Source organism: Streptomyces sp. NPDC001513, from assembly GCF_042894695.1.
GTDB lineage: Bacteria > Actinomycetota > Actinomycetes > Streptomycetales > Streptomycetaceae > Streptomyces.
Genome location: NZ_JBIAVU010000012.1, coordinates 70,449 through 91,325 on the forward strand (window position 1 = coordinate 70,449; position 20,877 = coordinate 91,325).

Annotated in this window: 18 protein-coding genes; 5 read left to right on the plus strand and 13 right to left on the minus strand. The window is 75.1% G+C overall.

Translation table 11 applies throughout. The features are described from left to right. Nucleotides 1-4 precede the first annotated feature (4 nt). From ACFYZ4_RS26060 to thpR, 13 genes are all read right to left on the minus strand, one after another. Entirely contained in the window at nt 5-1,420 is a 1,416-nt protein-coding gene (locus ACFYZ4_RS26060; RefSeq protein WP_390784940.1) for an ATP-binding protein, read from the minus strand. Continuing rightward, on the minus strand, nt 1,417-2,139 hold the full coding sequence (locus tag ACFYZ4_RS26065; protein ID WP_390784941.1) for a response regulator transcription factor: 723 nt from the start codon (nt 2,137-2,139) through the stop codon (nt 1,417-1,419). Before ACFYZ4_RS26065 ends, ACFYZ4_RS26060 begins: the two co-directional genes overlap by 4 nt. Before the next feature lie 37 nt (nt 2,140-2,176). Continuing rightward, a complete protein-coding gene (locus ACFYZ4_RS26070) occupies nt 2,177-2,755 on the minus strand; it encodes a hypothetical protein (protein WP_390784942.1) in 579 nt (192 codons plus the stop codon). Between the two features lie 113 nt (nt 2,756-2,868). Beyond that, on the minus strand, nt 2,869-3,657 hold the full coding sequence (locus ACFYZ4_RS26075) for a cytochrome c biogenesis protein CcdA (protein ID WP_351291733.1): 789 nt from the start codon (nt 3,655-3,657) through the stop codon (nt 2,869-2,871). Continuing rightward, complete coding sequence (locus tag ACFYZ4_RS26080; protein WP_390784943.1) at nt 3,654-4,268, minus strand: TlpA family protein disulfide reductase; 615 nt, start codon at nt 4,266-4,268, stop codon at nt 3,654-3,656. The genes ACFYZ4_RS26075 and ACFYZ4_RS26080 overlap by 4 nt, the downstream gene beginning before the upstream one ends. After that, entirely contained in the window at nt 4,265-5,029 is a 765-nt protein-coding gene (locus tag ACFYZ4_RS26085; RefSeq protein WP_351291729.1) for a thioredoxin family protein, read from the minus strand. Before ACFYZ4_RS26085 ends, ACFYZ4_RS26080 begins: the two co-directional genes overlap by 4 nt. 266 nt (nt 5,030-5,295) lie before the next feature. Then, nucleotides 5,296-5,850 (minus strand): hypothetical protein, encoded by a 555-nt coding sequence (locus ACFYZ4_RS26090; protein WP_351291727.1) that lies wholly within the window; start codon nt 5,848-5,850, stop codon nt 5,296-5,298. 203 nt (nt 5,851-6,053) lie between these two features. Beyond that, nucleotides 6,054-6,920 carry a CAP domain-containing protein gene (locus ACFYZ4_RS26095; RefSeq protein WP_390784944.1) on the minus strand — a complete coding sequence of 289 codons (867 nt, stop codon included), beginning with the start codon at nt 6,918-6,920 and terminating at the stop codon, nt 6,054-6,056. 249 nt (nt 6,921-7,169) lie between these two features. Continuing rightward, entirely contained in the window at nt 7,170-7,673 is a 504-nt protein-coding gene (locus ACFYZ4_RS26100; RefSeq protein WP_390784945.1) for a metallophosphoesterase family protein, read from the minus strand. Nucleotides 7,674-7,733: 60 nt separating this feature from the next. Continuing rightward, nucleotides 7,734-11,168 (minus strand): hypothetical protein, encoded by a 3,435-nt coding sequence (locus ACFYZ4_RS26105; protein ID WP_390784946.1) that lies wholly within the window; start codon nt 11,166-11,168, stop codon nt 7,734-7,736. 73 nt (nt 11,169-11,241) lie between these two features. After that, complete coding sequence (locus ACFYZ4_RS26110) at nt 11,242-11,901, minus strand: maleylpyruvate isomerase N-terminal domain-containing protein (protein WP_390784947.1); 660 nt, start codon at nt 11,899-11,901, stop codon at nt 11,242-11,244. Between the two features lie 40 nt (nt 11,902-11,941). Next, the gene (bla, locus tag ACFYZ4_RS26115) at nt 11,942-12,853 is read right to left on the minus strand and encodes a class A beta-lactamase (protein ID WP_390784948.1); all 912 of its coding nucleotides are present in this window, start codon (nt 12,851-12,853) and stop codon (nt 11,942-11,944) included. Nucleotides 12,854-12,960: 107 nt separating this feature from the next. Next, nucleotides 12,961-13,545, minus strand: a complete 585-nt coding sequence (gene thpR / locus ACFYZ4_RS26120) for an RNA 2',3'-cyclic phosphodiesterase (protein ID WP_351291715.1) — start codon at nt 13,543-13,545, stop codon at nt 12,961-12,963. A gap of 284 nt (nt 13,546-13,829) precedes the next feature. On the opposite strand from thpR, the gene ACFYZ4_RS26125 reads away from it, so the two are divergent. The 5 genes from ACFYZ4_RS26125 (at nt 13,830) to ACFYZ4_RS26145 (ending at nt 20,858) form a co-directional block, all read left to right on the plus strand. Continuing rightward, complete coding sequence (locus ACFYZ4_RS26125; RefSeq protein ID WP_390784949.1) at nt 13,830-14,996, plus strand: glycosyltransferase; 1,167 nt, start codon at nt 13,830-13,832, stop codon at nt 14,994-14,996. A 262-nt stretch (nt 14,997-15,258) separates the two neighbouring features. Then, nucleotides 15,259-15,948 carry a response regulator transcription factor gene (locus tag ACFYZ4_RS26130; RefSeq protein ID WP_390785065.1) on the plus strand — a complete coding sequence of 230 codons (690 nt, stop codon included), beginning with the start codon at nt 15,259-15,261 and terminating at the stop codon, nt 15,946-15,948. Then, nucleotides 15,945-17,270, plus strand: a complete 1,326-nt coding sequence (locus ACFYZ4_RS26135; protein ID WP_390785066.1) for an ATP-binding protein — start codon at nt 15,945-15,947, stop codon at nt 17,268-17,270. The genes ACFYZ4_RS26130 and ACFYZ4_RS26135 overlap by 4 nt, the downstream gene beginning before the upstream one ends. A 123-nt stretch (nt 17,271-17,393) precedes the next feature. Then, entirely contained in the window at nt 17,394-18,176 is a 783-nt protein-coding gene (locus ACFYZ4_RS26140) for an ABC transporter ATP-binding protein (protein WP_390784950.1), read from the plus strand. A 126-nt stretch (nt 18,177-18,302) separates the two neighbouring features. After that, nucleotides 18,303-20,858, plus strand: coding sequence for an FtsX-like permease family protein (locus tag ACFYZ4_RS26145; protein ID WP_390784951.1), 2,556 nt, complete (start codon nt 18,303-18,305; stop codon nt 20,856-20,858). The last annotated feature ends 19 nt before the right edge of the window (nt 20,859-20,877 follow it).

The window sequence follows — 20,877 nt, forward strand, 5'->3', positions numbered from 1 at the left end:
GGTCTCAGGTCCGGGGCCGGCGGGTGGCCCGCCAGGTCGGCCGGCGACGGGAGAGGCGGGGCCCCCGGCCCGTCGGCGACGGCGTGGCCAGGGCGAACGTCACCGTGATGTGCGCGCCCCCCAGGGGGCCGCGGGAGATGCGCATCGAGCCGCCCGTGGCGGACGCGGCCCGCTGTGCGATGTCGAGCCCCAGCCCGGTGGAACCGGTGCTGCTCCCACGGGACAGGGCCCGCTCCGGATCCGGGATGCCGGGCCCGCCGTCCTCCACGACCAGTTCCACCGCGTGGGCCGTGCGCACGACGTGGACGCCGAACGGGGTCCCGGACGGGGTGTGGCGGAAGATGTTGCCGATGAGTGCGTCCACCACGGCGGCCACATCGTCCTCGGAGAGGCCCACACCGGTGGGTTCCTGGGTGAGGTCGAGGCAACAGGGCCGGTTCTGCTGCTCCGCCAGGACCGCCCAGAAGGCCGTGCGGCGGCGTACCACGTCGGCCGCCTCGCAGCGGGGGCCGGACGCTCCCTTGCCGGCGGTCCGGTCGCCCGCGAGGGGTTCGGCGCCGAGCATGCCCTGGCCCATGGGTCCCACGGCCAGCGGGGTGCGGGCCGTGGCGATGATGGCCTGGAGCTCCGTCTCCAGTTCGCCGACGGCCGCCTCGACCCTCGCCGATTCGGGTGTGCCGGCCATCCGCTCCGAGGCCAGGTGCAGGGCGGTCAGCGGGGTGCGCAGCCGGTGGGACAGGTCGGCGACGAGTTCGCGTTCCACGGCGAGCAGTTCGGTCATCCGGTGGGCCATCGCGTTGAAGGCCACGCCCGCCTCGCGCAGTTCCTTGGGGCCCATCGGATCCACACGGGTGTCCAGATCGCCCTGGCCGAGCGCGCGCGAGGCCTGCGCGAGCCGCTTCGAGGACCTGACGACCTTCGCGCCGAGGCGGTCGGCGACCAGCACGGATCCGCCGATCAGTCCCACCGCCAGGAAGACCATGACCGCCCAGGACTCCTTCACCCCGCGGGTCAGTTCCGCCTCGGGAACGAAGTTCTCGATGACGGCGACCTGCTCGCCGGGCAGCACCACCGGCTGCAGGCAGATCCAGCCGTGCGGAACCTCCTGCGAGATCGACTCGCGTCCCCGCTGGGCCCGTTCGAGCAGCGCGGCGGGGGCCTTCGAACTGCCGAGGGGCCCGGTGTCCGGCAGATGGACGACCAGGTGCTCGGCCGCGTCCAGGCTCGCGGCGGACTCCCGCAGGGCCGCCGGGTCCGTGGTCAGCGCGAGGACGGGCGCCAGGGCGGCGGCCCGCTGCTCGGCCGCGGTGACGCCCTGCTCCTTGACCAGCGACATCACCAGTGCGGCCAGGGGTATGAGGAAGGAGAGGGCGACCATGGAGGTCACGGCGAGCGCCACTCCGGCCAGTGAGCGTCTCAACGCGGGGCCACCAGTTTGATGCCGACGCCGCGGACGGTCAGCAGGTAGCGCGGGGCCGCCGCCCGTTCGCCCAGCTTGCGGCGCAGGGACGACAGGTGCACGTCGACGGTCTGGTCGTCCACGTACGGCTCGCGCCACACCTCGGTGAGCAGGCGGCGCTTGGAGACGACCTGGCCGGTGTGCCGGGCGAGGAACGCCAGGAGGTCGAACTCCCGGCGGGTCAGGCGGAGCTCCCGGCCGGCCAGGTACGCGGTGCGCGCGCCCGGGTCCACGGCCAGTTCGCCCACGGTGGTGGGACGCAGCGGTTCGGCGGCCGGAGCCACCGATGCGCCCGCCGGGGCACCGGCCGGCGGGACGTGGCTCGTGCGCCGCAGGACGGCGGAGAGACGTGCGACGAGCTGCCCGCCGGAGAACGGCTTGACGAGGTAGTCGTCGGCGCCCGCGTTGAGGAGCTTGATGATCTCCGCCTCGTCGTCGCGGGCGGTGGCCACCAACACGGGCACGGAGGATATGCCGCGGATCATCCGCAAGGCGTCTCCTCCGTCCAGATCGGGCAGTCCCAGGTCGAGCACCACCGCGTCGACGGGCGACTGGGTGACCTCGCGCAGGGCGCCGAACCCGTCGCCCGCGCTGCGCACGGCATACCCGTGCTCCGCCAGGACCTCGATGAGTGACTGGCGGATGCTGGGGTCGTCTTCGACGACCAGGACGCTCGGCATGGGCACACCTTAGGGGCTCGGCCGGGGAAGGCGGACCCTAAGGGGTGTCGAAGGCCGGGCCGTCGCCGGTGACGCGCAGGCGCACGGCGCGGTCGGAGACCGGGATGGTGCAGCCGTCCTGGGAGCTGCAGCTCGCGTAGCCGAGCAGCAGGGTCGCGTCCCCGTTCCCGTCGGCGCTGACCGGGAGCGTGGTGGTGACGGGCCCGTCGGGGTAGACGGGGACCGGGGCGTCGACACCGGGCACGCTGATGGACCGTACGTCCTCGGCGGCCGTCAGCCTGCCCTCCGCCTTGAGGACCCCGGACACGGTCATCGCGGTCGGCCGGCCCACGTCCTCGATGCCGGTGGCCGGCAGGTCGATGCTGTAGAGGTGGAAACCCTTGCGCTCGGGCGTGAAGACCGCGGTGACGGTGCCCTTCGAGGCGCGCCAGTCGGACACCGAGAGCGTGACGGTGACCCCGTTCTCGCTGAAGCGCGTCGTGGGCGCGGCGGTCGCGGCGCCGGCGTCGGAGCCCTTGGCGGGCTGCTGGCCGCAGGCCGCGAGCGCGGCCAGCGAGACGAGGGCGGCCGCGATGCGGACCTTCCGGGAACGGCTGACATATGCGGAAAGGTTCATGGGTGTCTCTGCACTTCTGTGTCAGGTGTCACGGGACGAATCGGTCTTCGGGGCGGGCGAACGGCCGGCGAACGGCGGGCGAGTGGCGGGCGAGTGGCGGCCCAAGGCGCCCTCTAGAGGGCCGTGCTGAAGTTCGCGCTCCACAACTGCAGGCGGTACACCAGGTCGTTCCACACCCCGGTGGCGAGCAGCACGCCGACGAGCACGAGCATGCCGCCGCCGATCCGCAGCACCCACGGGTAGTGGCGCTTGACCAGTCCGAACGCACCCAGGGCGCGCCGGAACGCCAGCGCCGCCAGGAGGAACGGCAGGCCCAGCCCGAGGCAGTAGGCCACCATCAGCAGGGCTCCGCGGGCCGCGCTCGCCTCGGTCCACGCGAGCGCCTGGACGGCGGCCAGCGTCGGGCCGATGCACGGGGTCCAGCCGACCGCGAACACCGCCCCCAGCAGGGGCGCCCCGGCCAGTCCGAGCGCGGGGCGCCGGTGGCTGCGGAACTCCCGCTGGGTGAAGCCCGGCAGGAACCCCATGAACGACAGCCCCATGAGCACGGTGAAGACGCCGAGCACCTGGGTGACGATCTCCTGATGGGCGAGGAGGGTGCGGCCGAAGTAGCCGAACAGGGCGCCACCGGAGACGAGGACCGCGGTGAAGCCGAGGACGAACAGCAGTGCCCCGGCCGCCATGCGGCTGCGGCGCCCACCGCGCGCGTCCGCCAGGTCGGCGACCGACAGGCTGGTCACGTAGCTGAGGTAGCCGGGTACGAGCGGCAGTACGCACGGCGAGAGGAAGGAGACGAGTCCCGCGACGAACGCCACCGGGGCCGCGATCGCCAACGCGCCGTTCACCAGGGAGGGCGCGTCCGCGACGGCGAGCGTCCGGTACACGGCCGCCGCCCCCGTCACGACCCCTCCTCCACCACGCGGGCGAGCAGGGGCCGCAACTGCTCGTCGGTGACGGCGCCCCCGATGGCGACGGCGATGCGTCCCCGGCGGTCGATCACGAGCGTCGAGGGGACCGCCTGGGGGTTCAGCAGCTCGGGAGGGAAGCGGAGCAGGAGTTCGCCGGCGGGGTCGTGCAGGCTGGGGAAGTCCAGGCCGTGCTCGCGTACGAACGAACGGGCCGCCGCCCGGTCCGGGTCCCGCGTGTTGATCCCGAGGAAGCGGACCTCCTCGGCCGGGGTCTCCCGGCTGAGCCGCGCCAGGTCCTCGGCCTCCGCCCGGCAGGGGCCGCACCAGGAGCCCCAGACGTTGACGACGACGACGTGCCCCCGGAGCCCGGTGAGGCCGGCCGGCCTCCCGTCGAGGTCGTCGCCGGCCAGCGCGGGCGCGTGCTGACGGGCGCCGGGGGCCAGGACCCTCGCCCCCGTAGCGGTACTGACCCCGCCGGCCCGACCGCCCGGTGCTGCCTCGGCGCCACCGTCGTCCGTCAGGAGACCGGCGAGGAGCAGACCCGCCGCCACCGCGAGGCCCGCGCCGGCCGGAACGAGCACGGACCTGCGGAGCGGTCGTCTCATGACGCCCACTTGCGCAGGAAGGCGTTGATGCCGTCCGCGGTCAGGGAGGGGTTGCCCGTGACGTGGGTGTCGGTGCGCACCGTGCCGGAGGGGGAGACGACGACCAGAACGGGCATCGTGTACGTGCCGCCCGACGGGCTGTACTTGCGCAGGAGCGCCGAGTTGGCGGAGCTGTTGCCGCCGATGTCCACCTTGACGAGGTGGTACGAGGCTCCGAGGATCGCCGTGGTCTGCGACTGGGCGAACACCTTGTCGGCGGCCTTGCAGTTGCCGCACCAGTTCGCGCCGAAGTCGAGCAGCACCGCCCGCCCGTCGGCCTTGGCCGCCTTCAGGGCCGCCTCTATCTGCTTCTGCGCGTCGGCCGAACTGTCGTAGCCGGGGCCGGGTACGCGGGCCGGCTCGGGCGCGGCGGACGTGCGCGCCGGCTTGGAGGGCGTCCGGGAGGGCGTGGCCGAGGCGGTCGCGGCGCGCGAGGGGGACGCCGACGCGGAGGCGGACGGCGAGGCGGAGGCGGACGGGGAGGCCTCGGGGGACGCGGTCGCCGACTCCGAGGCGGAGGGGAGAGCGGCCTCGGAGGACTGTCCGGCCTTGGCCGGCGCCGCGGAACCGACGGGCTGGGAGGACGGCCCGCAGGCGGCGGTCAGACCCGCGGCGACCACGGCGACGGCGACCAGCGGCAGTCGGGTTCCCAGGGGCGCGGCGGACCGGGGCGCCGTCGTACGGCGGTCGGCGCGGGCGGGTCGGAGCAGGCGAGAACTCATGGCGAAGACACCCCAAGGCACGATGCGGACTGCGGGAAGGGCCGAATGCCTTCCGGCGCGGCGGAACCGACGGCCCGGGGGTTCGCCGGGTGTGGTTCCCCAGCGCCGAGGGCCGCTCGGCTGACGCGAGCATAGGCCCCGGCAGGGTCGGTGGAACCGCCTCGGCACGATCTTGAGGTTGCCCTAAGGAAGCGCTCACCTTCCGCTTCGCCGGGGCGCGGCGCATGGGGGCGTACAAGCCGTGAACCGCGCAAAAAGGACCGCCGTCAGAACGACGTTTCGCGGACGCTCGCCTTCGCCGACGGGACGATCGTCGCCGTGACCTCCGACCGGTGGTCGGTGCCGGAGAACGTGACGGTGAGGGTGTCGTCCGAGGTCTGCGCGGTGGTGGCCTTGAACCCGCGGCTGGGGATCGCGGAGATCAGGCACACGCCCCGGCTCCCGTACCGCACGGTGACCTTGCCGCCCTGCGAGGGCACGGTGTGCAGGCCCGCTCCGCCCTCCTCGCAGTCCACGGAGGGCTTCGGCGCGGTGGTCCGGGAGGTGCCAGGCGAGGCCTTGGCGGGGGTCGCGGCGGTGGGGGTCGGCCGCTGCGTCAGGGTGGGGGAGGGGCTCGGGGACGCGGAGGCGGACGGTTCGCTCGGCGCGGGGCTGCCCGCCTCCCAGGCCGGCGGCGTGTCGATGACCACCGGGGCGGACCGCGCGACCGGGGGCGTATGCCTGGTCGAGCCCACCACGAACTGCACCGTGGCGAGCACGGCGGTCACGCTGGTGGCGGTGCACGACAGCCATATGAACAGGTAACGCGGAATCCGGGGCACGGCCCCATAGTGGCCGACCCGCCGGCCGGCCCGTCACCCCTCCCCCCGAAGAACCCCGGAACCCCGCGCCCCCGCACCCCGCGTGCGGGCCCGCCGGGCGGCCCCGGGGAACGCCGACGTCCTCCGACCCATGGGACGGGTCGGAGGACGTGACGTGGGGGGTGGCTGGTCCGGTGCGCGCGGCTGGGCCGGCGCGGGTCTCGCTACTTCGGGGTGCCGAAGTCCTGCGTCCACCAGGGGCCGCCGTCGCCCTTGTGGACGCCTATGCCGATCTCCTTGAAGGCGCAGTTGAGGATGTTGGCCCGGTGGCCGGAGCTGTTCATCCACGCCTTCATGACCGCGTCGGGGTCGGCCTGCCCCCGGGCTATGTTCTCGCCCAGGCGGGACCACCCGTATCCGGCGGCCTCCACCCGGCTGGTCATGGTGGACCCGTCGGGGCCGGTGTGCGACATGACGCCGCTCCGGGCCATGGTGTCGCTGTACGTCCGGGCGGCGGCGCTCAGCTTGGAGTTCATGGTCAGCGCACCGCAGCCGGCGGCCGACCGCTCCTTGTTGACCAGGGCGAGGACCGCGGACTCGGCATCACCGTTGACGGTGCCGGAGCCCGAGCCCCCCGAACCACCCGACCCGCCCGAGCCCCCGGAGCCGCCGCCCGTGGTCGTGGAGGGCTTGCGCGTCGGTTCGGCGGTCCGGGGCGAGGCCGGCTTGGCCGGAGTGCTGCTCTCCGCCGTGTCGGGCTTGGGCGCGGCGGCGGATTCGGAGGCGCCGGCGTCCGGCGTGCCGGACGGGCTCGGGCTCGCCGTGGCCGTGGCGTCGGTGGTGGGCGTGGGGACGGCAGGGGAGGGTGCCGTCCCCACGCCGTCACCGGTCCCCGCGGACCCGGCCGCCTGACCGGCGATGCCGTCGGCCCGCTTGTCTCTGCCGGCATCACCGTCGGAGTCGGCCACGGCGACCCCGACCGCCACCGCCGCGGCCGCCGCGGTGACGGACAGGACGATGCGGGTGCGCACCGCCCTCTTCCGTCGTGCCTCGGCGCGGGACGGCGTTTCGGGAGTGTGGCTGCGGCTCATGAAGGTGACACCTCGCAGGAGAAGGGGAGGAGGGGGAGTCCGGCTGAGCCTAGGTCGCCGACCAGCGAAAAGAGCGCGCTGGAGGGGTTCTTCAGGTTCCCCTAAGGAAACCCGCAGGGCCAACACAGGGACGAGCCGGACAATCGCCCCAACTCGGCTTGCCCGGCACGCGCGTTGTCGAGCGGCAGGGTTCCGCTTCGGCCTCTGGAGGCGGCGGCCCGCGGGTTCAGGACTGTGCGGCCCGCGTGTTCAGGACCGTGCGGCCAGCCGGTGCAGCACGACGTCGTGCAGGGCGCCGTCCGTGACCGTGAGGGTCAGGAACGTGTGGTGCGGCTGTCTCCGACGGTCCGTCGGAGAGCCGGGGTTGAGCAGCCGGAGCCCGCTCGGGGCCGTGGAGTCCCACGGGATGTGGCTGTGGCCGAACACCAGGACGTCCGCGTCGGGGAAGCGTGCCGCGCAGCGCCGTTCGCGGCCGTCGGCCGGACCGGTCTCGTGGACCACCGCGAAGCGCAGGCCGCCGAGTTCGGCGCGGGCGATCTCGGGCAGTCTGCGGCGCAGGGCGGGCCCGTCGTTGTTGCCGTACACGGCGAGCAGGCGCCGCGACCGCGACTCCAGCACATCGAGCGTGGCCTCGTCGGTCCAGTCCCCGGCGTGGACCACCACGTCGGCTTCGTCGACGGCCGTCAGCAGCGCCTCCGGCAGGTACCGGGCCCGCGCGGGTACATGGGTGTCGGAGGTCAGCAGCAGCCTCATGGGACCACCGTAGACGAGGGCGCCGTCGCCCCGTGGAAGAACCGGAACGCGGGACCGGTGTCACTCGGCGGTGAGGTCGATGGCCTCGGCCGCCTCACGGACCTCCGGGTCCTGGTGGCGGCGCAGTGCGCGGACGGCGACGTTCCAGGGGCCCGGCCAGCTCAGGCCGGGACCGAGCGCGGCCGCGAGGGCCACCGCGAACAGCCCGTCGGTGGGCGTGCCGTCGGACAGGGCGCGTACGGCCCCCAGTGCCCGCTCCGGGTGCGGCATCGTGCGGGAGGCGTAGTGGTGCCGCCGGAACAGCTGCTCGGCGCAGCGGCCCGCCAGCGCGGGGCGGTCCGCGACGGCGCCGCTCAGCTCGCGGCAGGCCGCGGTCAGTTCGGCCTCGGACGCGGCCGGGTCGACGGCCCGCACGAGCAGGGAGGCGCGCAGGACGGCCAGCCGCGGTTCCGCCGCCAACTGCCGGGCGAGCGGGCCGCACAACCGGTCGGGCACCGTGACGGCGGACGAGCCGAGGAGGTGCTGCAGCCGATGGCGGGCGGGCAGATCGGGACCGTCGGCGCCGTCCTCCGAATCCCCGGACGCCATGGCGGCCACCAGTCGGCCGACGGCCTCGTGCAGCGCGCTGCCGGGAGCCGCTCCGCCCGACGGATGGGGCTGCTCCGTACCGGCGATGTGCAGCAGGCTCTTGCCGGCCGGCTCCCACGCGAGGGAGGAGGCCAGGTCGGTGACCATGTCCGTGAGCGTCCCGGTGACCGTGGGTGCGTACGCGGCCCAGTCCTCCAGCGCCCAGAACACGCTCTGGGTCGTGAGGTCGTCGGCGGTGGTGAGCAGGCCGGTGATCAGCCGGCCATAGCGGGACCGGTGCGCCGGGGCCACCGTGGCCGGGCCGCACAGCACGGCCCTGCGGGCGCCGTCCGGGCCGTCGGCGACGGCGGACTCCAGGAGCGACCAGGCCGGTTCGGCCGGGAGCAGGGCCGGAGCGAGGGCGACGGCCGCCGTCCGCAGATCCGGGTGCGCGGAGGCGTCGAGCGCCGCCCGGGCCAGCAGCCGCGCGGCCTCGGCGGGCGGAAGGTGACGGGCCACGAGCCGCGCGGCCGACTTGCGGACGGTGAGCTTCACCCCGCGTTCGCGGGTGAGCAGGTCGCGCAGCAGAGCGGCGAAGGCGTCCGGGCGGGCCCGGAGCGCCACCCGGTCGGCCACCGCCCAGACCGCGGCCGCGTCGTCCTCGCCCGCGCTGTCGAGCAGCAGGCGCAGGGCGGCGTCCGGGCCGTCGCCGAGGGCGGCGGCGGCCAGCGCGGCGGGATCCGCCAGCGCGGCGGGATCCGCCGGCGCGGCGGGATCCGAACCCGCTTCGTCCGCGCCGCCGTACCGCCGGACGAGGTCCCATCCGTGCCCCGGGACCCCGGCCGCCTCGCGCAGCAGCGCGGCGCGTTCGTCCAGGGACCGGCCGGGGTCGGCGAGGGCCGTCTCGGCCAGGCGTACGGCGGCCCGCTGCTGGCGGGGCAGCCACCGGTCCGCACGGCGGAAGCGGGGGAGCGCGCGGGCCGTGCCGGGGGCCGGGAAGCGGCCGGCGGGCGGCGGGTCGGCCAGGGCGTGGTCCAGCAGATCGGTGCGGTCGGCGGCGAGCACGTCGAGTACGGGGCCGAGGGCTGCCGCGGAAGGCTCCCGTTCCAGGAGTACGGCGACCCGCTCGGCCCGGGTCGCCGGGTCGGCCAGCCAGGCCGCGGCCAGGTCGGCGAACGCGCCGTCGGGGCAGCCCCGCAGGCCGTCGTCGAGGCGGTCCTGGAGCTCGGGTATCAGGCGTGCCCGGTTGCCGAACGCCTCGACCAGCGCGAGCAGCGGTGCGTGGTCGCCCCGCCCGGCCGCGGTGTCCAGCCAGGGCCGTACGGCGTCGAGCACGACGCGTTCGCGGCCGTGGCGCAGTGCCCGGTCCAGCCGGACGGCGGGTGCGAGCGAGCCGGTGTGGGCGGTGAGCGCCCCCAGCAGGTGCACGGCGAGGCCGAGGAGCTCCGCGTCCGCCGAGGCGTTGAGGAGGGTGACGGCGAGGGTGTGGACGGCGGTCCGGGCGGCCGGCGAGCAGTCGCGTGCGCGCAGGGCGTCCAGGCAGAGCCGTTGCAGGTCGTCGCGGCCGGCCCCGCCCGCGGGCCCGGTGAGGGCCGCCGCGAGCAGCGGCGCGGACAGGGCGGCGAAGGTCTCGAGGACGGACCGGCGCACCGGGTCGCGTTCGTTGCGCAGCCGGTGCGCGGCCAGGCCCAGTACGACGGCCACTTCCGCCGGATCCGCCGCGTACTCGGCGTTGGCCGCCACCTGCCGCCAGGCCAGGGCCCGGTCGTCGGCGTCGCCGGAGCCGGTGGCGGCGAGGAGTTCCGGCCGGACCTCGGCCGGCGGGAGCATGGCGAGGGCGGACCACACCTCGTACACGGACCACCGTTCGGCACGGCCCTGCGCGACCTCCGCCCGCGCCCTGGCGTGCCGTTCGGCCGCCGGGAAGAGGGCCAGTACGGCATCGGGGATGCCCAGCGACGCGGGGTGGCGGCTCGCGGCGGCGACCGCCTCGTGGAAGGCCACCCGGTCCGCGGGCGGTACGGCGCGCAGCATGGTGACGTAGGCGCCCCGGTGGGGCCAGCGGGCGGCGAGCGAGTGCAGGGACGGCGGGGCGGCCGCGACCAGCCGGCGCAGCACCGACGGGTTCGGGGTGCGCTCCCAGCGGAAGCTCTGCCGGCCGGGGTCGGCGAGCCAGCGGGCCGTCCGCTCGGCGTCCGCGTCGACCAGGGCGGCGAGCCGGTCGTGCAGCGGGTCGGGCAGGTCCCCGGGGCCGTAGCGTTCGAGGAGGTCCAGCACCCGGGCGGGGGCGGCGGGCAGGGCCGCCGCGATCCCGTTGGCGTGCTGCGGCCACCAGCCGCCGCGCAGCCGGGGGGTCAGCGCGGCGAGGTCGCGCTCGGCCTGGTCGAGCACGGCCGCCGGGTGACGGCGGGCCAGCAGGCTCCAGCCCTCGAACGCGACGGCGCCGGCGAGCTCGGGCAGCATCCGGGCGGTGAACTCCGGTGAGCAGCCCGGCAGCAGCAGGGCCGCGTCCCGGTCGCCGCGCTCGGTCCGCAGCCGCAGCAGCAGGCGCTCGGCGAGGGCGGGCCGGCTGCCGTCGCGCAGCAGCCGGGCGAGATCGGCGCGGACCACGGCGGGGGCGTTGTCGTAGGCGGCCTCGACGGCATCGTCGGGCACGGCCGAGGCGCGGGCGGCGCGCAGGGCGTAGCGCCGGACGATCGGGTCGGGGTCGGCCAGGCGCGCGGCGAGGTGGTCGGTGTCCGCCCCGGCCAGCGCGGCGAGCGCGCCGAGCCGCCGTTCGTACGGGCCGAGCCGGTCGAGTGCGGTGAGCAGGGGCCGGAGCTCGCCGCGGGCCGCCAACGCGTGCGCGGTGACGGCGGTGTGCCGGAGACGGGCCTGGTGCGGGAGGGAGTCGAGCGCGGACAGCAGCTGTTCGACGGCGGTGATCATCAGAGCGGATTGTCACAGAGACCCGGCCGTGGGTCCTACCGAATATCGGCGCGGGGCCGGCGGACCCTCCCGGTCAGCCCAGGACGAGGGGGAGCGGGAGCGGCGTGGCCGCCCTTCCCAGTTCGGCCTCCTCCGCTTCGGTCGGAGCCCGCCGCCCGGTGCCGACCAGCAGGGCGTCCTTGTCGGAGAACGACGCGGGGAAGGCCGCACCGGCGATCCGCTCCAGCAGTTCGCGCGACCGGGCGAGACCCGCGGCGGGCGGCTCGGCCGCGTCCGGGAGGTGCGCGATCAGGTCGAGGTGGTGCAGGGTCCACTCCAGCACGTACGCGGTGAGGTAGTCGTCCGTGGTGAGCACCTCGTCCCGGGTGGCGACCCGGACCGTACGATCCGCGAGTGCGGCGGCGCGGCCCGCGGCGGAACCGACGTCGTCGAGGTGGAACCTGAGCAGCCACGGCTCCCCGTACGCGGCGGCGAGACGGACGGTCAGCGCGTCGAGCGGATCCTCGCCGGTCGGGGCCTCGACGAGGTTCCAGTAGGTCACCGCGTCGCGGGTCGGTTCCGTCCCGGCCGGGGTGACGAGGGTGATCAGCACGTCCTGGGCGTCGATGATCAGATGGCACACCAGGTCCCGCACGAGCCACCCGGCGCATCCGGACGGCCGTGCGAAGTCCTCGTCACGCAGGTCGGCGACCGCCGTGCGCAAGGCCGCCCAGGAGTCCGAGAAGAGGTCCACGGCGGCAAGCCTACTGCGATCACCGGGAGATGCCGGGCCGTCAGGTGAGCGCCGCCGCCAGTGTCCCGGCGGCCTTCGCGACCAGCGCGTCGGCACGCGGCGCGGAAGCCTCCGGCCTGGTGGTCAGGACGGCCAGCACCACGGGCGGGCGTCCCGGCGGCCAGGCGACGCCCACGTCGTTGCTGGTCCCGTACGACCCGGAGCCCGTCTTGTCGCCGATCACCCAGTCGACGGGCAGGCCGGCCCGGAACCGGTCGCCGCTCGTCGTGGTGGCCCGCAACCAGCGCGTCAGGAGCTCCCGGTGCCGCGGGGTCAGCGCGTCGCCGAGCACGAGCCGCCCGTACGTCCGCCCGATGGCCCGCGGGCTGGTCGTGTCGGTCACCCGCGACGGCTCGGCCGAGTTCAGCGCGGGCTCCCACCGGTCGAGCCGCGTCGTACGGTCCCCCACGGAACGGCAGAAGTCGGTGATCGCGGTGGGGCCGCCCAACGCGCGGAGCAGCAGGTTCCCGGCGGCGTTGTCGCTCTGCGAGATGGCCGCCGAGCACAGCTCGGCCACTGTCAGCCCACCGGCGATGTTCTCGGGTCGCTCGGTCACCGAGCCGCCGCCCGCGGCCGTGACGTCGTCCGCCGTGTAGTGGATGCGCCGGGCGAGGAACGCGCCGTCACGGTCCAGGTCCCGCATCACGGCCGCCGCGGCCATCGTCTTGAACACCGAGCACATGGGGAACAGCTCGTCGGCGCGGTACAGCACCGTCCTGCCGGTGGCCGTGTCCCGCGCGTACGCCCCCAGCCGCGCCCCGTACTCGCGCTCCAGCGCGCGCAGCTGCCGGACGACCTCGCCCTCCCCACCGTCCCCGCCGTGCGACGCCGCATGCGCCACGCCCGCCGGCAGGGCCGCGGTCAGCGCCGCCCCCGCTCCCAGAGTCAGTACCGCTCGACGGGTCCGCTCCACGTCGGCTCTCCTCTTCTCTTGACGATCACGTGGCGACAAAGACGCCAAAGATGATCAATACGGTTCCGCCCGGCCGCAGGTTGTCCGGCTCTCAGGTTCTCCGGTTCTCAGTCCAGGCCGTCGAAGCTCCAGGCCCGGATGTCGCGGTAGTGGATGGGGCCCGGGCCGCGGCCGGTGTTGCTGCCGACGAGGTGGAGGCTCCGCGTCTGCCACGGGCGGCCGGTGAACGCGGCCAGCCCGGCCGCCGCCTCCACCGCGCTGATGCGGTCGTTGCGGCGGGAGCGGGCCAGGGTCAGGTGGGGGCGCAGCGGCCGCTCCTGGAAGTCGATGCCGCACGCGCGGACCGCGGCGCGCACGTCGGTGGCGAGGAGGTGCAGCCCTTCGAGCTCGCCGTCGACACCGGTCCACAGGACCCGTTCGTCGAAGTGCCCGCCGCCCCGCAGGGCCAGCTTCAGCGGCCGCCGGGCCGCGGCGAGGTCCGCGAGCGGCTCCTTGAGGAGCGGGACGGCGGCGACGGGCAGCTCGCCGAGGAAGGCCAGGGTGATGTGCCAGTCCTCGATGCGGTTCCATCGCATGTCCGGGTACGCGGCGTACGCGGGCCGCAGCTGCTCGGCCAGCTCGTCCTTCGCGTCGTCGGGCGGGGCCAGCGCTATGAAGACGCGGACGGTCTCGGAGTGGATCTTTTCGTTCACGGAGGACTTCGTACCGTGTCCGGGCGGGTCCCGTCATCTTCACGGCCCTGCGCGCGGCGCGGCGGCGGCCGCCAAAGGCAACGGCCAGAAGCAAGGGCCAAAAGCAAAGGCAAGGAGCTCGTCCGCTCCTTGCCACTCTCAACATATAGCGCACGGGGGGCCTTGCGGCAAGACCCCCGTCGTCCCGCAGAATCACCGAACTCAGCCGGAATCTGCGGAAGTCGGGGTTGTTCACGTTGCGAGTGTTGTTGTCGACGTACGGGTCGCGCGGGAGTGTCGAGCCGATGGTGGGTCTCGCGGTGGCGTTGCGGGAGCTGGGCGCGGAGGTCCGGGTGTGCGCGCCGCCGGACGCGGAGTTCGTGGAGCGGCTGGCCGGGTTCGGCGTGGAGACGGTGCCGGCCGGGCAGCCGGTGCGTCCGATGGTGAGCACGGTGACGCCGGGTTCGGCGGTGGGCCTGGCGCAGCGCGTGGCCGACCTGATGGACGCGCAGTTCGAGACGGTCGCCGCGGCGGCCGTGGGCTGTGACGTGCTGGTGGCGACGGGCCCGTTGCCGGCGGTGACCGGGGCGCGGTCCGTGGCCGAGAAGCTGGGGATCCGCTACGTGCACGCGAGCCACCAGCCGGTCGCCCTCCCGTCGCCCCACCGGCGGCCGCCCGCGCGGCGGGGCCGGCCGCTGCCGCCGGGGGTGGGCGACAACCGGGCGCTGTGGGAGCTGGACGCGCGGATCGCGAACGAGATGTTCGGCGAGGAGCTGAACGGCCGCCGGGCGTCGATCGGCCTGCCGCCGGTGGACAGCGTCCGCGACTACGCCTTCACCGGCCGGCCGTGGCTGGCCACCGACCCGGTCCTGGACCCCTGGCAGCCGACGGACCTCGACGTGGTGCAGACCGGCGCCTGGACCGGGCCCGACGAACGCCCGCTCCCCGCCGACCTGGAGGCGTTCCTGAACGCCGGCACGGCACCGGTGTACGTCGGCCTGGGCAGCACGCCCGTCGGCGCCCCGCAGGACTTCGCGCGGGTGGCCGTCGACGCGGTCCGCGCGCAGGGCCGGCGCATGGTCCTCTCCCGCGGCTGGGCGGGCCTGGACCTCGTCGACGACCAGGACGACTGCTTCCTCGTCGGCGAGGTCAACCAGCAGGCACTGTTCCGCCGGGCGGCCGCCGTCGTGCACCACGGCAGCGCGGGCACCACGACGACCGCCACCGGGTCCGGCACGCCCCAGGTGGTCCTCCCCCAGGGAGGGGACGCGCCCTACTGGGGCGGCCGGGTCGCCGACCTGGGCATCGGGACCGCGCACGAAGGCCCGGCCCCGACCACCGAGTCCCTGTCGCTCGCGCTCGGCACGGCCCTGGCGCCGCGGACCCGTGCACGGGCGGCCGCCGTCGCCGCCACGATCCGTACCGACGGGGCGACGGTCGCCGCGAAACTGCTGCTCGACGCCGCCGGCTGAGCGAGGCGACGACCCCGGGGGCGGCCCGGTTTGTATCGGGCGCGTATCAGGGAGCGCTTGGTCGTCCATCGAACGCGTGCGGCGGGCCGTGGCGGCCGGTCACGCCCGATGTCTGCCATATCGTTCCTTTCAGGTCCCGTCCGCGCGCACAAGGAGTCATCCGCCCGTGTCCTCGTCCGTCCCGCCCCCGGCACCGGTACCGGCCCCGGCCCCGGCCTCTCCGCGTCCCGTGCGCGTGCTGCTGGTGGAGGACGACGACCTGATGCGCCGGTCCTTCACCGTCGCCCTCGAGCGCTACGGCTACCGGATGGAGACCGCGGCCGACGGGCTGGCGGGGCTGGAGCTCTTCCGCGAGGAGAGTTTCGACCTGCTGATCCTGGACGTGATGCTGCCCGGCCTGGACGGCATCGGCCTGTGCCGCAGGGTCCGGGAGACCAGCCTGGTGCCGGTTCTGATGATGTCCGCCCGCGGCGACGGGCTCGACGTCGTCGCCGGTCTCGAGGCCGGCGCGGACGACTACGTGGTCAAGCCCGTGGACACGTACGTGCTCGTGGCACGCATCCGTTCGCTGCTGCGGCGGGCGACCTACGCACCCGCGCCGCCCGCCCCCGAACCCGGCGGGGCGGCCGGCGACCCCGCCTCGGACGGGCCGGCCCCGGCCGAGGGGGAGTCGCTGGTCTTCGGGGACCTGACCATCGACACCGGTGGCCTGGAGGTCTTCGTCTCGGGCAGCCCGGTGGCGCTGACCCCGACCGAACTGAAGCTGCTGCTGGTGTTCGCCGCCCACCCGGGCATCGTGCTGGAGCGCCACACCCTGCTGCGGGACGTGTGGGACTACGGCTGGGACGGCGACAGCCGCGTCGTGGACCTGTGCGTGCAGCGGCTGCGCAGGAAACTCGGCCGGGACCGGATCGAAACGGTCCGCGGCTTCGGCTACAAGCTCAGGCGCTGAGGCCGGTGCGCCCGTTCCACCGGCTGCGGCCGGCCCGCGTGTCCCTGCGCTGGAAGATCGCCGCGCTGGCCGCGGCCACGGCGTTCCTCGTCGTGGCTGCGGTGGGCGTCCTCGTGCACCTGTGGACCGCGCAGGACATCCGCGGCCGGGCCGAGGCCCAGGCCTTCAACACCGTGTACTCCGCCATGGCCACCTACCGGCGCACCGGAACGCTGATCGACGGCGCCGAGCTCGATCCGGCCGAGCTGCCCGCCGCACTGCGCCGCCCCGCCGACGGCGTCCGGCACGTCGCCCACGACGGGCACGTCGAGGGCAACGTGGGCCCCACCGTCTGGGCCGCCCAGCGCACCGTCGGCCCGGACAGTCCGGTGCTCGCCGTCCGCGTCAACATGAGCTCGGACCTCCACGAACTGCGGCGGCTCGACGTGAGCATGGCCCTGGCCTCGCTGGTCGCGCTCGCGGCGGCCGCGCCCCTGGCGGTCTACGGAGCCGGGCTGCTCGCCCGTAGGCTGCGCCGGGTCTCCGAGACCGCGGTCCGGATCTCCGCCGGGGACCTGGACGCCCGGACCGGGCCCGTGGAGGGCGGCGACGAGGTTGCCGACATCGCCGCCACCGTCGACCTCATGGCGGACAGTCTCAGCCGACGGCTGCGCACCGAGCGCCAGTTCACCGCGGACGTGGCCCACGAGCTCCGCACCCCCGTCGGCGGCCTGCTGGCCGCCGCCGACCTGCTGCCCCGCGGCGAGACGGAGGACCTGCTCCGGGCCCGGGTGCGCGATCTGCGCGGCCTGGTCGAGGACCTCCTGGAGATCTCCCGGCTGGACGCCGGCGCCGAACGTCCGGTCCGCGACCGTGTCCCGCTCGGCGCGGTCGTCTCCGAGGCCGTCGTGCGGACCGGCCTGGACACGCAGGTCATCGTCACCGCGCCCGCCGACGCCGACCCGCACGGCTCCGACCCGCACGGCTCCGACCTGCACGGCTCCGGCACCGCCCCGGCCGGGGAGACCGTGGAGACCGACCCGCGCCGCCTCGAACGGATCGTCGGCAACCTCGTCGTCAACGCCCACCGGCACGGAGAGACCCCGGTGCGGGTCACCGTCGAGGGCCGTACGGTCGTCGTCCGCGACCACGGCCCCGGCTTCCCCCGGGACCTGCTCGTCGACGGCCCGCGCCGCTTCCACACGGGCGCCGCGGGGCGCGGCTCCGGCCACGGCCTCGGCCTGACCATCGCGCTGGGCCAGGCCCGGCTCCTCGGCGCCGAGCTGCGCTTCGGGAACGCCCCGGACGGCGGCGCGGTCGCCACCCTGCGCCTGCCGGCCTGACGGCCGGGGCCTACACAACCGATACGGAGCGGAGCGGCGGCCGATACACGGCCGCCCGGGCCCCGATACGTTCCCCCGACACCCTTCGAAGTGCACGTTTCCGCACCCGAAGAGGAGTCCTCCGTGACCGCCGACGCCTTTGCCCCGCACCCGCCGCACACATCGGCCGGGGCCGCGGCCGCCACCACCGACCTGTCGAAGGTCTACGGCAGCGGCGACACCCGCGTCGTCGCCCTGGACCGGGTCAGCATCGCCTTCGGGGAGGGCGAGTTCACCGCGATCATGGGCCCCTCCGGCTGCGGCAAGTCCACGCTGATGCACTGCGCCGCCGGGCTCGACTCCTTCAGCTCCGGCTCCGTCCGCATCGGCACCACCGAACTGGGCACCCTCGACGACCAGCAGCTCACCCGGCTGCGCCGCGACCGGATCGGCTTCGTCTTCCAGGCCTTCAACCTGCTGCCGACGCTGACCGCGCTGGAGAACATCACCCTGCCGCTGAGCATCGCGGGCCGCCGGCCCGACCGGCAGTGGCTGGACCGCGTGGTCTCCATGGTCGGCCTGGCCCAGCGGCTCGACCACCGGCCCGGACAGCTGTCCGGCGGGCAGCAGCAGCGCGTCGCGGTGGCCCGCGCCCTGGTGTCCCGCCCCTCGATCGTCTTCGGCGACGAACCCACCGGCAATCTCGACTCCCGCTCCGGGGCCGAAGTCCTCGGCTTCCTGCGCGACTCGGTGCGCGAACTGGGCCAGACCGTGGTCATGGTCACCCACGACCCCGTCGCGGCCGGCTATGCCGACCGCGTGGTCTTCCTCTCCGACGGTCGCCTGGTCGACGAGATGAGCCGTCCCACCCCGGACCGGGTGCTGGACCGGATGAAGGAATTCGACACCCGCTCGCGCACCAGCTGACCCCTTCCCGCACCCGGCACCGGCACCCGCACCCGCACCGGCACGAGCACCGCACCAGCCGCCCACGCACCCGCCTGCCCGCCCGCTCGCACCGGCCGAGCCCGTCTCCCCAGGATCCGCATCCCCATGTTCCGTACCGCCCTGCGCAACGTGTTCGCGCACAAGGCCCGCCTGCTGATGACCGCGTTCGCGGTCATGCTCGGCGTCACTTTCGTCTCCGGCAGCCTCGTCTACGGCGACAGCCTCCACCGGGCCGCCTCCGCCCGGGCGACCGACGGCTACGAACGCATCGCCGTCAGCGTCTTCCCCCAGGACTCCGAGGGCTCGAAGGGCTCCCCGCACCAGGACGACGGCCCGCCGGGCATCGACGCCGGCACCGTGCAGGCCCTGGCCAAGGTCCCGGGCGTCGCCCTCGCCACGGGCCGCGTCACCGGGTTCGCGGCCGTCGCCGACCGGGACGGCCGGCTCCTCGGTCACGGCCCCTCCCACAAGGCGGGCAACTTCGCCCCGGGAGCGGCCGGCACCGACCCCGCCTACCGCTTCACCCAGGGGTCCGGCCCGGCCGGCGGCGACACGATCGCCCTCGACGAGACCACCGCCGCGCACGGCGGCTTCCGCGTGGGCGACACCGTACGCGTCGGCACACAGCAGGGCGCCGCCTCCTACACCCTGAAGGGGATCTTCCGTACCGACGGGACCACGCTGCCCGCCGGCGGCAGCCTGACGCTGTTCGACGACGCCACCGCGCAGCGTCTCTTCCTCCGGTCCGGGATCTACCGGAACGTGGACGTCACGGCCGCACCCGGCGCCGACGTGCAGCAACTCCTCGGCCGGATCGAATCGGTGCTGCCCCAGAGCGCCGGCGCGGCCACCGGGGCCCAGCTCGCCCGGATCCAGGCCAACCTCGCCACCAACGACAGCGACACCATGAGTCAGATCCTGCTGGGTTTCGCCGCGGTCGCCCTGTTCGTCGCCACCTTCCTCATCTCCAACACCTTCACCATGCTCGTCGCCCGGCGCACCCGGGAGCTGGCCCTGATGCGGGCCGTCGGGGCCTCGCGCACGCAGGTGCGCCGCATCCTGCTGACCGAGACCCTCCTCGTCGGCGCGATCGCCTCGGCGGCCGGCCTCGCCGCCGGCACCGGGACCGCCGCCCTGCTCCAGGCCGTGTTCGCCCCGGCCGACACCCCGGCCGGCCCGCTGGTCCTCACCCCGGGCACCGTGATCGCGTCCCTGCTGGTCGGCACCGCCCTGCCCATGGTCGCCGCATGGCTGCCGATCCGCCGGGCCATGGCCATCCCGCCGGTCGCCGCGCTCAGCGCGGCCGAGCCGACGGCGCCGGCGCGCACCGGCTCCCTGCGCACCGGCCTCGGCGCCGCGCTGCTGGTCACCGGCCTCGCCGCCGCGGCGTACGGGGCGCTCGGCGCGGGGCGTGACGCGCGGACCGTGATCGGCCTCGGCGCGGCCCTCACCCTGACCGGCACGATCGTCCTCATCCCGCTGCTGGCCCGGCCGTTCGTCGCCCTGGTCCGGCCGCTGCTGACCCGCCTCCACCCGGTGTACGGCGACCTCGCCGCCCGCAACACCGTGCGCGACCCGCGCCGTACGGGGGCCACGGCCGCCGCGCTCGCCATCGCCCTCACCCTCGCCTCGGGACTGTCCGTCCTCGGGGCCTCCGCCGCCCGGTACCTGGACCGGGCGACCACCCACGACTTCACCGCCGACTACCTGGTGAAGCCCGCCGAGGGCGGCATGCGGATGACGGCCGAGACCGCGGCGGCCCTGAGGAAGCTGCCCGGCGCCGCGGTCAGCCCGCTCAACCAGTCCACCGAGTACCGGCTGGCCGGCGCCCCCTCCGTCCTGACCGGCGTCGATCCCGCCACCATCGGCCGGCTGCTGCGGTACGACGTGGTCGAGGGCTCCCTCGACCGCCTCGCCCAGGGCCAGATCGCCGTGGCCGACTTCAAGGCCAGGGCGGCCGGCTGGCACGTCGGCCAGACCCTGCCCCTGCAGCGGCGGGACGGCCGGCCGGACAGCGTCACCATCGGCGCCGTCTACCGGGCGGACGAGCAGAGCAACCTGCTGCCCGGCATCACCGCACCCGACTCCCTCGTCGCCCACCACGACCCCACCCCGCACACCACCGGGATCCTCGTCGCCCTGGACGGCGGGCCCAGTCGCTCCGCGCTGGGCAGTATCACCCACGCCCTCGGGGACAACCCCGCCCTGGCCGTCCTCGACCAGGAGGGCATCCGAGCCCAGGACAGCGGGTCCATCGGTGACCAGCTCAACGTCTTCTACGCCCTGCTGAGCATGGCCCTCGCGATCGCCGCCCTCGGCATCGCCAACACCCTCGCGATGTCCGTCCTCGAACGCCGCAAGGAGATCGGCACCCTGCGCGCCCTCGGTGTGGACCGGGCCGGTGTGAGCCGGATGATCCGCCTGGAGGCCCTGGTCCTCGGCGGGCTCGGCGCGACGCTCGGCACGGCTTTGGGGGTCTTCCTCGGCTGGGCGCTCGGCCGCACCCTCCAGGAGAACGTCGCGGGCTACGCGCTGGTCCTGCCCTGGGGACGCCTCGCCCTCGGTGTGCTCGTCGCCCTGGCGGGAGCGCTGGCCGCCTCGCTCTGGCCGGCCCGCAGGGCCGCCCGCGTCGACATCCCGGCGGCGACGGCGGACCGGTGACCCCGCGCCCGGGCCCGCC

Excerpts from the sequence above, each read along its gene's own strand:
- ACFYZ4_RS26085 (WP_351291729.1), bottom strand. The coding sequence starts at position 5,029 with ATGAGTTCTCGCCTGCTCCGACCCGCCCGCGCCGACCGCCGTACGACG.
- ACFYZ4_RS26130 (WP_390785065.1), top strand. The coding sequence starts at position 15,259 with ATGCGCCGGTCCTTCACCGTCGCCCTCGAGCGCTACGGCTACCGGATG.
- ACFYZ4_RS26080 (WP_390784943.1), bottom strand. The coding sequence starts at position 4,268 with ATGAGACGACCGCTCCGCAGGTCCGTGCTCGTTCCGGCCGGCGCGGGC.
- ACFYZ4_RS26065 (WP_390784941.1), bottom strand. The coding sequence starts at position 2,139 with ATGCCGAGCGTCCTGGTCGTCGAAGACGACCCCAGCATCCGCCAGTCA.
- ACFYZ4_RS26145 (WP_390784951.1), top strand. The coding sequence starts at position 18,303 with ATGTTCCGTACCGCCCTGCGCAACGTGTTCGCGCACAAGGCCCGCCTG.
- ACFYZ4_RS26105 (WP_390784946.1), bottom strand. The coding sequence starts at position 11,168 with ATGATCACCGCCGTCGAACAGCTGCTGTCCGCGCTCGACTCCCTCCCG.
- ACFYZ4_RS26100 (WP_390784945.1), bottom strand. The coding sequence starts at position 7,673 with ATGAGGCTGCTGCTGACCTCCGACACCCATGTACCCGCGCGGGCCCGG.
- ACFYZ4_RS26070 (WP_390784942.1), bottom strand. The coding sequence starts at position 2,755 with ATGAACCTTTCCGCATATGTCAGCCGTTCCCGGAAGGTCCGCATCGCG.
- ACFYZ4_RS26095 (WP_390784944.1), bottom strand. The coding sequence starts at position 6,920 with ATGAGCCGCAGCCACACTCCCGAAACGCCGTCCCGCGCCGAGGCACGA.
- ACFYZ4_RS26125 (WP_390784949.1), top strand. The coding sequence starts at position 13,830 with ATGGTGGGTCTCGCGGTGGCGTTGCGGGAGCTGGGCGCGGAGGTCCGG.